The 16,330-nt window shown below is 33.8% G+C and carries 9 protein-coding genes; 8 read left to right on the top strand and 1 reads right to left on the bottom strand.

Features of this window, described 5'->3' with window-relative positions; all coding sequences use genetic code 11:
• Window positions 1-13 precede the first annotated feature (13 nt).
• Window positions 14-5,359, bottom strand: coding sequence for a LamG-like jellyroll fold domain-containing protein (locus tag ACYQ5R_RS08820; protein ID WP_460190569.1), 5,346 nt, complete (start codon window positions 5,357-5,359; stop codon window positions 14-16).
• Window positions 5,360-5,530: 171 nt separating this feature from the next.
• On the opposite strand from ACYQ5R_RS08820, the gene ACYQ5R_RS08815 reads away from it, so the two are divergent.
• The 8 genes from ACYQ5R_RS08815 to ACYQ5R_RS08780 all read left to right on the top strand — a co-directional run bounded on the left by ACYQ5R_RS08815 (window position 5,531) and on the right by ACYQ5R_RS08780 (window position 16,328).
• Window positions 5,531-9,289 (top strand): LamG-like jellyroll fold domain-containing protein, encoded by a 3,759-nt coding sequence (locus ACYQ5R_RS08815; protein WP_460190568.1) that lies wholly within the window; start codon window positions 5,531-5,533, stop codon window positions 9,287-9,289.
• A gap of 101 nt (window positions 9,290-9,390) precedes the next feature.
• On the top strand, window positions 9,391-10,791 hold the full coding sequence (mnmE, locus tag ACYQ5R_RS08810) for a tRNA uridine-5-carboxymethylaminomethyl(34) synthesis GTPase MnmE (protein WP_460190567.1): 1,401 nt from the start codon (window positions 9,391-9,393) through the stop codon (window positions 10,789-10,791).
• A 754-nt stretch (window positions 10,792-11,545) separates the two neighbouring features.
• Window positions 11,546-12,202 carry a TetR family transcriptional regulator C-terminal domain-containing protein gene (locus ACYQ5R_RS08805; RefSeq protein WP_460190566.1) on the top strand — a complete coding sequence of 219 codons (657 nt, stop codon included), beginning with the start codon at window positions 11,546-11,548 and terminating at the stop codon, window positions 12,200-12,202.
• Window positions 12,199-13,509, top strand: coding sequence for an ABC1 kinase family protein (locus ACYQ5R_RS08800; protein WP_460190565.1), 1,311 nt, complete (start codon window positions 12,199-12,201; stop codon window positions 13,507-13,509). Before ACYQ5R_RS08805 ends, ACYQ5R_RS08800 begins: the two co-directional genes overlap by 4 nt.
• 1 nt (window position 13,510) lies before the next feature.
• Window positions 13,511-14,134, top strand: a complete 624-nt coding sequence (locus tag ACYQ5R_RS08795; protein ID WP_460190564.1) for a flavin reductase family protein — start codon at window positions 13,511-13,513, stop codon at window positions 14,132-14,134.
• 25 nt (window positions 14,135-14,159) lie between these two features.
• A complete protein-coding gene (locus ACYQ5R_RS08790) occupies window positions 14,160-15,650 on the top strand; it encodes a cryptochrome/deoxyribodipyrimidine photo-lyase family protein (RefSeq protein WP_460190563.1) in 1,491 nt (496 codons plus the stop codon).
• On the top strand, window positions 15,650-16,072 hold the full coding sequence (locus ACYQ5R_RS08785; RefSeq protein ID WP_460190562.1) for a hypothetical protein: 423 nt from the start codon (window positions 15,650-15,652) through the stop codon (window positions 16,070-16,072). The genes ACYQ5R_RS08790 and ACYQ5R_RS08785 overlap by 1 nt, the downstream gene beginning before the upstream one ends.
• A complete protein-coding gene (locus tag ACYQ5R_RS08780; RefSeq protein ID WP_460190561.1) occupies window positions 16,062-16,328 on the top strand; it encodes a TIGR03643 family protein in 267 nt (88 codons plus the stop codon). Before ACYQ5R_RS08785 ends, ACYQ5R_RS08780 begins: the two co-directional genes overlap by 11 nt.
• Window positions 16,329-16,330 lie beyond the last annotated feature (2 nt).

Below are 16,330 nucleotides of genomic sequence, written 5' to 3'. Positions count from 1 at the left end.
AAAAGCTACTTGTTTATTGAACTAATATCTTTTTGGTAATATCTCCTAATTCTGTTTTTAATCGAACTATATAAATACCCGTTTTATCAATAGGGTTTATTTTTTCGAACAATTGGCTTTGAGTATCAATTTCAAAAGAAGATACAGATTGACCCAGCACATTGAATATCTGTACATTCTCTAAATTAAATGCATTAGGGTTATTAATTACTAATTTTTGAGATTCATTAGAATAAAACAATTCCAATTGAGATAGCGCTACATCATCTGTATTTAATATTCCCATCTGTTCGGAAAATACAATTGCAAATCTATCTTTATGCAGCCCTGACAATAAATACACTTCTTGACTTTCAACTGCTCTCAGATCATAAATCGTATTCAATAATTCGTCGTATAAATAAATATCAATATCATCTGCTATGTTTTCTAGCGAATCAATTTTAATTCCAACTAATCCTTCTATATTGGTTTTAATGGTTAAAGGTAATATTTGATCTTCGTTAAAATTATTCACACCTTGAATAACCATTCCAACATTTTTGTACTGCCAATACATATCTTCGTCATTAGATTCGTTCAAAATCGCGTCATATCCAATATCGAAATTATCAGTAGCATTCTCATCAACACCTACTAATAATTGACGATGATAACCATCTGCGGAATCAAATTTAATTCTAATTTTCTGTCTGGTATCTATACGAGAAGAAGTACTTGATGCATTTTCTTCAGAATTATCAGGATTACGATTTCGATCATTCGTATTTGAATTCCCTCTTTCTGGTCTAAAGAATAGGGAATGTAAGGCACTTTCTTTCTGGAAAATACGTTGGTCATTTTCAAATACAATATTTCCTCCATCTACCGATAAATTTAAATCTGGATCATTTGCAGCTCCATCAAGAGCTAAATCCAATGCCGAAGAAACAAAGAAACCTTGACCTACCGGTATATAGCGTAATGGTGTTATTCCACCTCCTGCTCCCGTTGCATTGATTCGAACATCATTGTTGATCGCTTGAACACCACCCATGAGCGTATATACAGCATACCCACCTTCATATTCAGCCAAATAATGCGAATTTATTGCAAAATGATGCCAAAAATACAATGCTCCATTGATAACATTTCCAGTAGCATTATTTCCATCTGTTTCGCCGCTACTGATATTGTCTTTAATAAATTCATCTGCATCGATTGCAGAAGGATAAGGGTTCCCAACAAGATAGCCACTATTTGCCCCAAGAGGTAAAGTAAAATCCCCATTATTTGGTTTTCCCCTAAACACATAATTTTGTAATACACCTGCCGATCCAGGTCCTTTCATAGTAAATCCTTGTCCTACATCAATAGAACCGCTGCTTCTCACATGTTGCCATGCAGAATAAGCGTTATTGGCATTGTTAGTGTACTTCCAAATCCAATAATCGGCATTCATTAATGGCGATGGTGTGCCATTAAAGCCATACGGTAAGAATCCAACATTTTGAAAGACATCTGTTACTGTAAATGAATTATTATTCGTCGAATTATTTGGCAATCCAACAGGAGAACTCCAATAATTATAAATATATGTATTGGTAGTACCTTGTTGGTCTTTTTCTAAGGTTCCATTACTGGTGGGATCTAAATCACTTCCTGCGGTTTGTACTAATTGAGATTCCCCTTCTAAATCAATGGTTCCATCTACTTTTAAGTAATGTGAAACCGTTAAACCATATCCTGTATTTAAAGAGTTATCTCCTTCAATTTCTAAGTCTCCACCTGAATTTACAATTAAACCTAATACCGTTCTATTACCTTGTTTATAACTCGGGATTAAACTCGTATTACTATTATTTAAAGTAATATTATTATCTATTTGAACAATATTGTAATCCATGGTTTCTTTATCAGCATCCGCTTCACTTTCAAACAAATAAGATACAACTCCAGGTAAATACTGTACATCCCCATTTTCCCAACTGTTGGGGTCATCCCAATCACCTCCTGTTGCTGATGATTTATACGGTAACGGTGCAGTCTGATAATCAAGTTGATCAAAATTAATCATGGTCGCATCATTCCTGCTATTCGACTCGTCTTTAATACTACCAAAAATTGCTGTTTTCATTGGGTAATAAGCTATTAAATCTCCCCATGGTATAGCTGCAATTTCATTTTTAGTAGTAGTTGATGGTAGAATGATTCCTGCTGCAAAATTACTGGCATTTTCCTCAATCTCTTGATTCATCACATAACGAATTTGTTCACCACTAAGTGCTGTTCTCCAAACACGAACTTCATCAATACTCCCTCTTACTTTTTGCTGTCTTTTGATATGATGCGCAGCGCCTATCATAAAATGGGCGTTGTTTGGAATATTCATAGGTTCTAAAGTGTCATCGCTATCCATTTCAATCCCGTCAATATAAAGCCTTGTTATACCCTTTCCCATACTTCCTCCTGAAATATCATATGAAGCAGCAATATGATGCCATTCATTTTCTGGTATTTGTTCAAATGTTTCCAATTGGTTATTTTCTGATTCTCCATGATTTTTCCAAACCATTCTGAACTGACCATTCTGATTAATCCTGAACGCATAACCATAACTGAATCCGCCTAAATTCGTACTAGATTCGTCATAATAATTTCGTTTTGATACTACATCAAATTTATCTTGCCCTATGTTTCTCTTAACCCATGCACTAATTGTGAAAGAAGTACCATTTAAATCATTTACATTTCCCGCATCTAAATAGGCATCAGTGGTACCAGAGTTATCAAAATAAGCTGATCTATCTCCTAAATCTACTTGTGGAGCAGAACCAAATGTAATGTACTTAGTTCCTTCAAAGTAGTAATCTACCTCTAAATTCGCTCCAACTAAATCCATTGTTGCAGAAGTAACATTGGTTGTAAAAGCTGCATCATCAGAAACAATCATAATATAATCATCATTATCTGGATTTGCTAATGAAACCATAGATTCTGGTATAGACAATTTAACAGTAGGTACAGAATCTGTTACTACTAATTTCCATTTTCTTTCAATACGTTTTGCAGTTAAGTTTGTATTAAGCATTGCATCTCCAATTCCTAAACTAAAATCTTTAGTCAAATCCGTATTGTCTCTAGATAACAATCCGTTGTCATTCCCCCAAATCATAAATGTTTTGTTAGAAAAAAAGAAGTTTGAATTTTCCGCATTTGAATTAGAAATTTCTTTTATTCCAATAGTAATATCCTCATCAATTGCAGAAGCTACAATGTTTTTAGATTGTTTTTGGTTTAAAGATGATTTATCATCTCTTCCGATTCCAGTCACTTTATAATTGAAGTCTCCAGAATCTTCTGATGCATCCCAAATAGTTCTATTATCCGAATCAACGTAATTTTGAGAAACTCCTTCAGAGCCAAGTGTCATACCATATTTTATAGCTAAATAAGACTCTATTTTGTTCCGCTCATCCGCATCTACTTTTTTATCAAAAACAATTAATTCTGCTATTTGCCCTGCCCAATTTCTATCTGTTCTAGTAGGCATTCTACCAATTCCAATTTGTAAATTATGTGAACTTAAAACATCTGTACCAGCCGCAGTAGTTCCTAATGAAATTCCTTTATTATATAATTCATTAGTACTAGAGGCAGTATGCTCAAACCCTAAAAGAAATGGTTCGTTTTGAGTTATAGAAGAACTTGTAATGTCATGTTTACTTGTTGAACCACCTCCACGTGAATATCTGCCTCTAATACGAGAGCTTGTAATCATTTCAGCACTTAAATATCGATTACTATCTCTCTGTAAATTAATTAAATGCTTTTGGCCACTACTCGGATAAGTACCTTCGGCAACCGCAAAAATGGTCATTTCACTATTACCATCAATTGTATTTTGCATTGTAAAACCAACATTGGTACCATTAAAACTAACAGTTGGATTAAAATTAAATGAACTTTCAGAATATACAGGTTTTGAGGCAAGTATGTCGGTATAATTATCATCACTGGTATTTCCACGCCATATTTCAACATCTTCACCATCTTCAGGCGTACTTCCATCACTTTCTTCAACACCTTTGTCTCCTTTTAACCATAACAACAAGTCAGCTGTCAATCCTCCAGGGGCTTCACGTTGTACAGGAGTATTTGAAAGATTCGAAAAGTCTATTATTTGTAAATGAGTTGCAATGGGTACTCCAGGATCAGCACCAGCCCTATGCGACCAATGCCCTACTTGATTTGTAGAATTAAAATAATAATTTCTCCAACCCATACCATATTGCTTAAGTCCGTCACTAATAGTAGAACCAATTATTAAAGATTCACTTAAAGAAGTAACTGAAGGAGCTATATTTATATTAGAACCGTTATCAGGATAATCATCATTATCGTAACGAGTAATGTTCACTTGCGGGTTATCGAGAACATGTACAAAATGTCTCACTTTATTATTCCCTGCTGTTTTTGTATCTGGATACTGCCAATCTACGGATTGATCACCCGTGTTAGGCGTAAATAAAGGCCAAATACTTCTAGTATTATGTTTATTGTTATTAGCTACATGATTAGCACTAAAGGATTGTGAAAAAATAATTGCATTGTCCCAATCAAAAACAGAATAAGGAACACCAGTAAACGATGTCCCATCATAACCATCATACAAAACAATATTCCCAGAATTTTGTTCTGTATCAGTTAAATTTCGACCATGTAAAACCACCCAATTATCTCCTGTAAATTCAACTAGGGTTATATAAACTGTAACTTCACTAGTTGAGAATTCTCCACCTCTACTAACAATCATATTCGTAGGACTATCTAGGTAGGCAATGGCAGTCGCGTTAGCTGCACCGTTTGTTGTATCATCATTCAAAAAACCAGTAATAAAGGGAATACATTTATTTGGATCAACAATTCCTGCTCCACTTAAATCTATATTTTTATCATTAGTTGCATCAGCCGAACCGATAGTAACTGCATACCTTCCTCTAACTATAAATTCATTATAACCTCCTGGTGCTCCCGTGTACTCCCAAATAGAAGTTTGAAAGGACATATTATTTGGATCCGATAAGGGCTCCCTATAATAGGTTAAAGTATTATCTGCCGTTATTACTCTTGCCCCTGCCATATCATCTCCATGTAAATTAGATGCATCATAAGAATCAGATCGTCCTGCATGTGTCTTCCTATTGTTTATAGGAAGTGCAAAGGCTTTCGAGCGATCTGCAGTTAAAGTAATTGGTCTATTAGTTATGCCAGCAGTACCTATTCCAACATTCTCTTGAATATGCTGAATATTAACTTCTTGAGCGATACTACATAAAGAGAAAAGAAAAATGCAACAGACTAGAATGTGGGGTTTCATAGCTTTTGGTTTTAATTGAAGAACAAAGTAGAAAAAAATTAGTTACTAAGTAAACAAATATACAAAATTAAATAAATCTCTAAACAGGCACATTAATTTTGTGCAGATTAAAACAGAATTCAGAATTAAAAGATATATTTGTTATCAATTATTTAAATCAACCTCTCTATCATGAAGCAAAAAATTACTTTATTTGTTTTACTCATAAGCTCTTGTATAACCCTAACTTACTCGCAATCTGAACCTAATGTTATTATTATTATAGCTGATGATATGGGTTGGAATCAAGTTAGCAGTAATATAACTACTAATGTAGATAGTAATAATTATGGCAGTACCTTTTTTGAAACACCAAGAATAGATCAACTCGCAGCAGAAGGCATTGCTTTTCCTAATGGTTATGTTAATGGAGCTAATTGTGCTCCAACAAGAGCAGCTCTTTTAAGCGGACAGTATGCAGCGAGGCCACATAACAATGTCTTTACAGTTTATTATTTAAACAGAGGTAACGATACTTCTAACTCTGAATTAGTCGGTCCGGTAATGGGATTAGCCTCAAATAATGAGATTGATGAAATACCTTCTAGCGCTATAACGATTGCGGAAAGCATGCAAGCTGCTGGTTATACAACGGCCCATTTTGGCAAATATCATATGGGTGAACATGAAGAGGTAAACTTTTCTAATAACTCTCCTTTAAAACAAGGTTTTGATTATAATTATGGTGGTGGTACCCATGGTGGACCTGGTGATTATTTGGCATCAGAAGTTGCTGCAGGCGTTTGGGAATTTTCTGATAACGTTGGGCCAATTTTAGATGCTTATGCAGATCCTTACACAGAAGCTGAGTCTATTTTATTATCTATAGATCATTCCAATCCAGATTACACACTTACAGGCAAACCAAAACACGTTTCCGATGCCATGACTGATGCTGCTATAGATTTTATAGGGTCTAACGTACACAAACCATTTTTTATGCACTTCAGCAATTATGCAATACACGGGCCATTTAAAAATCCTGAAGATGCACGATTTGATTTAAGAAAAAAATACGAAGATAAGAAGGCTAATTTAGCCACTCCAGATCCAATGGATCATGATAAGAGAGAGTATCAGGCAGCTATTGCCGAAGGCATGGATCAAGCCATTGGAAGATTGGTTGATTTCCTTAGTGCTACTGATGACCCAAGAAATCCTGGTCAAAAACTTTCTGAAAATACAATTATTTACTTTATCTCAGATAATGGAGATGCTGAAAAAAGGAACCCACAATTCCCTTTAAAAGGTATGAAAGGAGAGTACTATGAAGGCGGTATACGCTCCGTAACCTTTGCTTGGTCTGACCCTACAAATGGATTATTGAGAAATGCTGGAGGTGCAGGAGAAATAGATTATACACCGCTGCAAGCATTTGACCTATACCCTACCTTTGTAGAAGCCGCTGGTGGTAGCCTTCCGAGTAATTACGATATAGATGGTGTAAGTCAATGGCAAATGTTGACACAAGGGACCGCAATGACAAGAGAAACATTGTTTTGGCACCATCCAGGATACTTAATAGACTCTAAAAGAGAACAAAGACCTGTAAGTGTTGTAAGAAAAATTATTGGTGACAATCATTATAAGTTAATTTACAACTACGAATCAGAATTTGATAATGGCATCGATCCTTATGAATTATATCATTTGTTTGATTCTAGCTCTAATACAGCCATTGATATTGGAGAAGATACTAATTTACTTTCTGGAACACCAAGTGCGTCAATTTTGGCAATAGCTTCAGAAATGAGCAAAGATCTTATTACACATTTAACAGATACCAACGCTCCACTTCCTAGAAGAAGAGAAGATGGACAACCAAGTTCATTACCATTTGTAATTGATGCTTCTGATGGTAGCGGTGCTGCAAATTCTATGGAAGGATGTCAAGCTGTTCATGGTTATTTAGCCTATTGGGATTTTGATAGTAATAATAACACAGATGATGCATTTATTAATGAATTCAATGCTATTGCAATTAATGGATCATTTGCATCGGATACCGATCGTAAAGAAGGAGATAGATCAGCCAGTTTTAATAATTTAAAAATTAGATATAGTGATAAAGATGAAGTTGCCATTGATGGAAATGGAACTTTAATGTTCAATTCTTTTACTGAAAGAAGTATAGCAGCTTGGATAAAACCATCAAGCCTTATTGGTTTACAAACCATATTTGAAGAAGGAAGTCTAGTGAAAGGATTAGCCTTAAGGCTGAATGGAAATCAAATTGAAGCTACTGCAACAACTGATGCTGGAGGAGAAATTAATGCTTCGATTTCAGGAGCTTTCCCAAATGATGGTGAATGGCACCACGTAGCCTTGGTATTTAATGGTAGCACAGAATTGGCAATTTATATTGATGCCTCAAAAATCGCATCTGCAGATTTAAATACTAATTTGCTCACAAAAATACCACAACACGGAAATGCTGGAGGTTTAGGAGGGGTCTTTGGATCAGATGCTTTTGGAGCCAACAGTTCTATTGGAGAGCATAACTATTTTACTGGATTAATGGATGCCTTTGCAATTTATGACAGAGCTTTAACCCTAGACGAAATTGAGCAAATGAATTGTTTTGAATCAGTTCTAACCAACACAACAGATAATTGTTCTTCTTTTACAGGATTTGAGGCAAACTGGAATTTTAACGGCAATGCGAATGATTCTTCGTCAAATAACAATAATGCATTAAATGGAAGTGGTGACGCCCTAACCTATGATAGTACAGATTATAAAGATGGTAGTAGTAGTTTAGTTTTAGATGGCACAAGGGGTGTAAGATATGCAACAGGTGGAGATGGCGATGCATTTATGAATGAAGTATTAAATGCAAGAACCGTAACAGCTTGGATTAAACCTAATGCTCTTAATAGTATTCAAAACATCTATGAAGAAGGAGATCAAAACTCAGGTATTGCTATTAGGTTATCTGGTCAAATGTTAGAATCTATTGTTGAAGATGGTTCTAAATCAAACAGCTTGCATGTACCATTTCCTGTAGATGGTGATTGGCATCATGTGGCCCTTGTTTATGATGGTTCCGTTCCTTCTCAAACATTATATATTGATGGCGCTGAAATGAGAATACTTTCAGGATCTTGGCTTATGAGTGCAACCGTTGCAAGCAATGAGAACAATGGTGGTATAGGTGCAAAATTTGGTAACGATGCATTTAATAATGGTGGAACTGCATTTTTTGATGGAAAAATGGATGCTGTGGCAGTTTATGACACCGCATTATCTCAAGCTGATATACAAAGTGCTGTTTCTGCATGGTATTTAGATGCAGATGGAGATAATTTTGCAGTAGAGAAAGTATTTAGTTGCTCAAGTCCAGGACCAGGTTATACTCAAACAGTTTTACCACTTTCTGATTGCGATGATTCACAAGCGACAAATAATCCAGGTGTTAATTGGTATCCTGATACAGACTTAGATGGTTATGGAGATCGATTTTCAATTCCTGTTTCATGTGCTCAACCTGCTGGATATGTAAGCAATAATAATGATTGTAACGATAGTGTAAATGGAATTAACCCAGGAGCAACTGAAATTCAAGGAAATGCTATTGACGAAGATTGCGATGGTATAGCACAATCTGTATTGAATATCGATCTAGAAAATTTAACCGATTTAAACCTGTATCCTAACCCATTTAAAGATGATTTAATTTTAACATTTCCAACCGCATATTTGAATTCAAAATTTAATATTTCAATTGTAAATATGAATGGTGGAAAAGTTTTAAATAAAAATGTACAATTAGAATCTAACCAGCTAATTCTCTCTAAGGAGATTCAAGAATTAACCCAAGGGCTCTATATTTTACAATTAACTTCCGTACAAGACAAAAAAACTATTTCAAGAAAAATAGTGAAACTATAGAAACTAAAAACCCCCCTCAAAAATTTGAGGGGGGTTTTTTTTAGATGTATTGACATTGATAAGAATTAACTTTTCAATTCAATACTCTTTATATTTGTAGTATGATTCACGCAGATACTATTATTGCTTCAGCTACTCCATCAGGCATTGGTGCGGTAGCCATTATTCGTCTTTCCGGACCTGAGTCCATATCAATTGTCAACTCCTTTTTTCAATCTAAAAACAAGAAAAAAGACTTGACAAAAGTGAAGTCACATACGTTACATTTAGGAGCAATTGTAGATGGCAAACGAATTATAGATGAAGTATTGGTGTCTGTTTTTAAAAACCCGCATTCATACACCGGTGAAGATGTTGTTGAAATTAATTGTCATGGCTCTATATACATTCAACAAGAAATAATGCAGCTGTTTTTAAGAAATGGCTGTAGAACTGCAACAAATGGTGAATTTACTTTACGTGCATTTACCAATGGTAAAATGGATCTATCACAAGCAGAGGCTGTTGCAGATTTAATCGCCTCAGATTCAAAGGCATCGCACCAAATAGCTTTACAGCAAATGCGTGGTGGCTTTTCAAATGAAATTGCTCTATTACGTGAGCAATTACTCAATTTTGCAAGCCTAATTGAATTAGAATTAGATTTTTCTGGAGAAGATGTTGAGTTTGCAGATAGAAATCAATTTAGAGCGCTTATAGACAAACTTTCTTCAATGCTTAAAAGCTTAATCGATTCGTTTGCTTTAGGCAACGTATTCAAAAATGGGATACCGGTGGCCATAGTTGGAGAGCCCAACGTTGGTAAATCTACCTTATTAAATGCTTTATTAAATGAAGAAAAGGCCATAGTTTCTGATATTGCTGGAACTACACGCGATGCTATTGAAGATGAAATTGCAATTAATGGAGTTACTTTTAGGTTTATAGATACAGCAGGTATTAGAGACACTCAAGATGTTGTTGAAAATATTGGGATTCAAAAAACATTTGAAAAAATTGAACAAGCGCAATTGGTAATTCTATTATTGAATGCAGAAAATCTTGCTGGCAATAACGAAGTTCTTGAACAAGTACAAAATGATACATTAGAATTACAAGACAAATATCAAAACAAACGAATCATCACCATCATAAATAAAATTGACCTCATTTCAGAAAAAGAAGGACAATTTATTCTGAATAGAATTGAAGATTCTTTTGGTCTATCTGCCAAAAATAAAGTAGGAATCGATTCGCTCATAAATGAACTGACCAATTTGGTAAACGTTGGAGCTTTAAGCAACAATCAAACCATCGTTAGTAATAACAGACATTTTGAAGCACTAACCAATGCGCTAGCTGCAATTAAGGAAGTTGAAAACGGTATGGATTTAGGTATTAGCTCAGATTTACTGGCAATAGATATTCGTCAAGCGCTATTTCATTTAGGTGAGATAACTGGTCAAGTTACTACAGATGATTTACTTGGTAATATCTTTTCTAACTTCTGTATCGGAAAGTAATTTTAAGATTTCATAATTCTTTTTATCGTTACCAAATCTTTTTCTAAATCTGATTGGTTCACACCATCCCACACAGTATGATTTAGAAATAAAATCCTTATTTCTTTTAAATCATCTATAAATTCTACGGATTGAAATTTATTCTTACTTAAACCGTCTTTCTTTTCTTTTTCGATTTATGCTATTTCTTTTAAAGAAAGTTGTTTCCGATTCAAAATATTACGATCTAGATTCTTAGTAGCTGAAGTAATTTTTCTCGATCTTCATAAAATTCAAAACCAACAACAATAGGATGCTTGTCATAAATTCGATTAAGAATAAATATAACTATCAGCCCCACCAAAATTGAAATTCAAACAGCAATTAAAACCGCAACTCCATTCATTTCTTGAATTCCATCAATTGGACTAGAGAATATGCTACCTTTTCCTGAATATCGTTTGATATTTGGGTGATAAAAACTGGTAATTATTCATAGTACTCCAAAAACATATAATAAACCTCTTGACAATAAATACACCAGGTGTTTATGAGAAATTGAGGAATCGTGGTACTTTGATTTATACTTCACAGAAAAACACCATAAAGGTGTGAAATAGGTTAGTTTTTCAACTATGATTCAATTTCATATTTACTTAAATATCATAGGAATAGAATCAATTTAATTTTTTGTCTAAGTTTTAATACATATTTCTTAGACATTTTTTTATCTTTGATACGACTATAACATCGTATAACATCCAAAAAGATAGCAATGGCCAAAAAAAAGAACATCCAAGAGAAAGATATAATCCAAATGTATATGGATTATGTATTAGAGTACAATGAAGCACCAAAAAGCGTTTTTAGCTTTTGTAAACAAAACAATTTTGAAGAGGCGTTGTTCTATAAACATTATGCCTCATTCGAAGCAGTTAGTAACAGTATTTTTACGACATTTTTCACTAACACAACTACCCTTCTTCATAAAAGTGAAGAATTCGAACATTTTGATGCTCGTAACAAATTATTAAGTTTTTATTTCACCTTCTTTGAAATACTAACTGCTAACAGAAGCTATGTTATTTATGCCCTCAGTTCCAACAGCAACAAACTCAAAACACTTAAATCTTTAACAGGATTGCGAAAACATTTTCATGAGTTCATAGAAGATTTGAACATTGAAACTTTAGATTTAAAGCAAGCGCAATTAGAGAAAATTCAAAATAGAGCTTTACATGAAGGAGCTTGGGCACAACTACTTGTTACTATAAAATTCTGGATTGACGATAATTCAAAAGGGTTTGAAAAGACTGATGTTTTTATAGAAAAATCTGTAAATGCTAGTTTTGACATTATAGACATTGCACCAGTGAAAAGTGTGCTAGATTTTGGGAAATTTTTGTTCAAAGAAAAAATGATGCACACATGAAGACGATAGATAATATTCCAACCTCGAAAATTCAGCGAGCATCAAAATTAGTGCAAACAGGTGCCAAAGTAGGCGTTAATTACCTAAAGTATTATGGTAATAAATTGGTGAGTAGCGAAGAAGAGGCAAAAGAACAACTGAATAAAGATAATGCTGAAGATATTTACAACAGTTTAAAACAACTGAAAGGAAGTGCTCTTAAAGTAGCACAAATGCTTAGCATGGAAAAAGGTATACTGCCACAGGCCTATGTCGAGCAATTTTCATTAGCACAATTTTCTGTGCCACCTCTCTCTCCTCCATTAGTTCGAAAAACATTTAAGAAATATTTTAATGAATATCCAGAAAATCTTTTCGATTCATTTGATTTAAATGCCATAAGTGGTGCGAGTATAGGTCAAGTACACTTGGCACGGAAAAATGGTAAAAAATATGCCGTTAAAATTCAATATCCAGGAGTTGCAGAAAGTATTAGTTCAGATCTTGCTTTGGTAAAACCTATAGCTATTAAGATGCTTAATATAAAAGGTAAAGATAGCGACAAGTACTTTAAAGAAGTGGAAGACAAGCTAATTGAAGAAACCAATTATGTCTTAGAGGTATCGCAAAGTGAAGATGTTGTAAGTGCATGTAAACATATTCCCAACCTTAGATTTCCTTCATACTATCAAAGTCTTTCATCAGACCGAATAATCACAATGGACTGGATGGAAGGCATTCATTTGTCTGAATTTACTGCTAAAAATAAAGATGAAAAAGTTGCAAATAAAATTGGTCAAGCCCTTTGGGATTTTTATATGTATCAAATGCATGTACTAAGAAAAGTTCATGCCGATCCGCACCCTGGCAATTTGTTAATTTCAAAGAAAAATGAATTAATAGTAATCGACTTTGGATGCATGAAGCAGATACCTAACTCATTTTACAAACCTTATTTTGAGTTGGCAAAAAAAGAACACATAAATAATCTCGACTTTTTTGAAAGTAAGTTATATGAATTAGAAATTCTAAGGTACGATGATTCTGCCCAGGAAAAATCATTTTTCATGTCTTTGTTTCATGAAATGTTGAGCTTATTTACACAACCATTTCACTCTGAAGAATTTGATTTTTCTAATGAAGATTTTTTTAGTCAAATTACTGCCTTAGGAACAAAATATGCCAAAAGCAGTGACATTAAGAATATGAATGGTAATAGAGGGTCAAAACATTTCATATACATTAATCGAACATTCTTTGGTTTGTATAATTTAATGCACGATTTAAAGGCCACCTCTATTAAAATCAATAATTTCACCCAGTATTAATATGATTATAACACAAAAAGATATTGATCAATTTGGTAAGATTTATCGTATTAACCTAATGAATAGTCTTTCGGGTTTCAAGTCCTCTAATTTAATAGGTACAAAATCCAAACAAGGTATTGAAAATGTCGCTGTATTTAGTTCTGTAGTACATTTAGGTTCAAATCCTCCATTACTCGGATTCATTTTGAGGCCTGCAACTGTGCCAAGAAACACCTATGAAAATTTGAAGAGCACAGGCTGTTATACAATTAATCATATAACAAAGTCAATGACAAAACAAGCTCATCATACGTCTGCAAAATATCACAAAGAAATTTCTGAATTTGAGGTTACCAATTTAACTCCAAAATACATAAATGGATTCTATGCTCCTTTTGTTTTGCAATCTCCTGTTCAAATTGCTATGAAATATCTGGAAGAGTACCCTATTCGAGCGAACGGAACCATTTTGATAGTTGGTCAAATTGAATTTTTTAAAGTAGTTCCGAAAATGTTAAAAAGTGATGGTTTTTTAGATTTACCTTCTCAACAAATTACAGCTATAAATGGACTTGACGCTTACACAGTGCCACAAATGCATGAGCGTTATGAGTACCAAAGACCAATAAAATTAACAACTTGACTTTAGAATTTGTCTTTTTTATGTTATGAAAAAAAAAGAAAATATTAGTGTTGTTTGGTTAAAACGCGATTTAAGACTTAATGATAATGAGGCGATTTACAATGCTTTAAATTCTGGTAATCGTGTTTTACTTATATATGTCTTTGAAAATATCTTGTTACAAGATCCGCATTATGATCAACGTCATTGGAACTTCATTAAACAATCAATAGATGATATTAACACGAGGTTGGCTCCACTTAATACTCGAGTTTTGGCTGTAAAAGGCGAAATTCAAGCTGTATACAATCAACTTTTTAATCATTATCAGATTACAAAAGTTTTTTCTCATCAAGAAACAGGTTTACTAATTACATATAATAGAGATAAGTCTTTCAAGCGGTATTGTAGAAACAATGGTATCACATGGAATGAAAGTATAAATAACGGGGTTTTAAGAGGTTTGCTTAACCGAGAAGATTGGTTTGAAAAATGGGAAGACTATATGTACCAAACACAATTGGATTTTAATCCTGCTAGCGACAGTTTTGTTAGCAATACAGAAATCAAGGAAATGATTCAGTTTTTTAATGAAGTGAAACTGTATACTCAACCTGTGAAACACATGCAATCAGGTGGCACCACCAAGGCTTGGGAGTACGCCAATTCATTTTTTGAGAAACGTCATTTGAATTATATGTATCATATAAGTAAGCCGGAAGCTTCCAGAAAAAGCTGTAGCAGACTTTCACCTTATATCGCATGGGGAAATGTTTCGATAAGAGAAGTATTTCAAAAAGCGCAGCATGTAAAAACATATGCTTTAAGTAAACGTAACATCAATGCATTTATTTCAAGATTGCGTTGGCAAGCACATTTCATTCAAAAATTCGAAATGGAGCATACTATGGAAAGCGCTAGTGTTAATAAAGGATTTCATAAACTCAAAAAAATAATTTCTGAAACTTATAAACATGCTTGGGAACAAGGTAAAACCGGTTTTCCACTGGTCGATGCAGCCATGCGTTGTCTTATCGAAACTGGGTATATTAATTTTAGAATGCGCGCAATGCTCATATCATTTTTTACCCATATTTTGTGGCAACCTTGGCAAGCAGCTACACACCATTTATCAAGAAACTTTTTAGACTTTGAGCCTGGTATTCACTTTCCCCAACTACAAATGCAAGCAGGTGAAACTGGAATCAATAATTTAAGAATATACAATCCTATTAAAAATGGAAAAGATCATGATCCTGATGTAATTTTTATAAAAAAATGGGTTCCGGAAATTGCTCATTTACCAATTGCATTTGTACACGAACCATATTTAATGACTGCCTTAGATCAAAAATTCAACAATTGTATTTTGGGAGAAGATTACCCATTACCCATTGTAGATATAAACGATAATAGAAAAAAGGCTCTTACGATATTATGGAACTTTAAAAAAGATCCTGATGTGAAAAAAGAAAATATCCGAATCCTAAAAAAACATACCATAAAAAATAGAGGTCGAATGCTAAAAAATAACTGATGATTTTTAATACAACATATCACAATGAAGAATTTCAAGAGCTCTCAAATGAACTCTTGGGAAAACGATTTTCGCTAATTCAAAAAATTATGATGAATGGTGTTGGTTCTGGGAGATTTATAATACAGGAGTTAAGTGAAAAATTACGCCCTCAGCAAATCCAATTTTCAGAACTTAACTACGCCAATCTAGAACTGCGTCCAAACGGGATACTCGTTCATTTTACAAATAGGCTGGAACGATATGCTTGGATTATTCCTTACTATAAACTTGTGGTATTTAGTGATGTATTTTTTAGCATACATGCAGATGGTCATTTTATCAAAATTAGAAAAAACAAAAACTACGAAGAAAACAAAAGCTTTGTTCATAAAATGTTATATTTCAAAAATAAGGTTGTAAATCAATTATATGACAGATAGAACCATTGACCGAATAATAGAAATGGCTTGGGAAGATCGCACAACATTTGACGCTATTGAATTTCAATTTGGATTAAAAGAGCAATCTGTAATTGAATTAATGCGAAAACAACTAAAACCAAAGAGTTTTAAACGATGGCGTAAACGTGTTCAAGGGCGTGCTACAAAACACAGTGCCAAAAGAGCTTTTGTTAAAGGGCGGTTTAAATGTTCGCGTCAAAACACAATTTCCAATAATAAAATCTCTAAGCGTTAGCA

This window comes from Urechidicola sp. KH5, from assembly GCF_054661455.1.
Note: the sequence above shows the minus strand (reverse complement) of the source record. Positions and strands in the feature narration are given on the sequence as shown.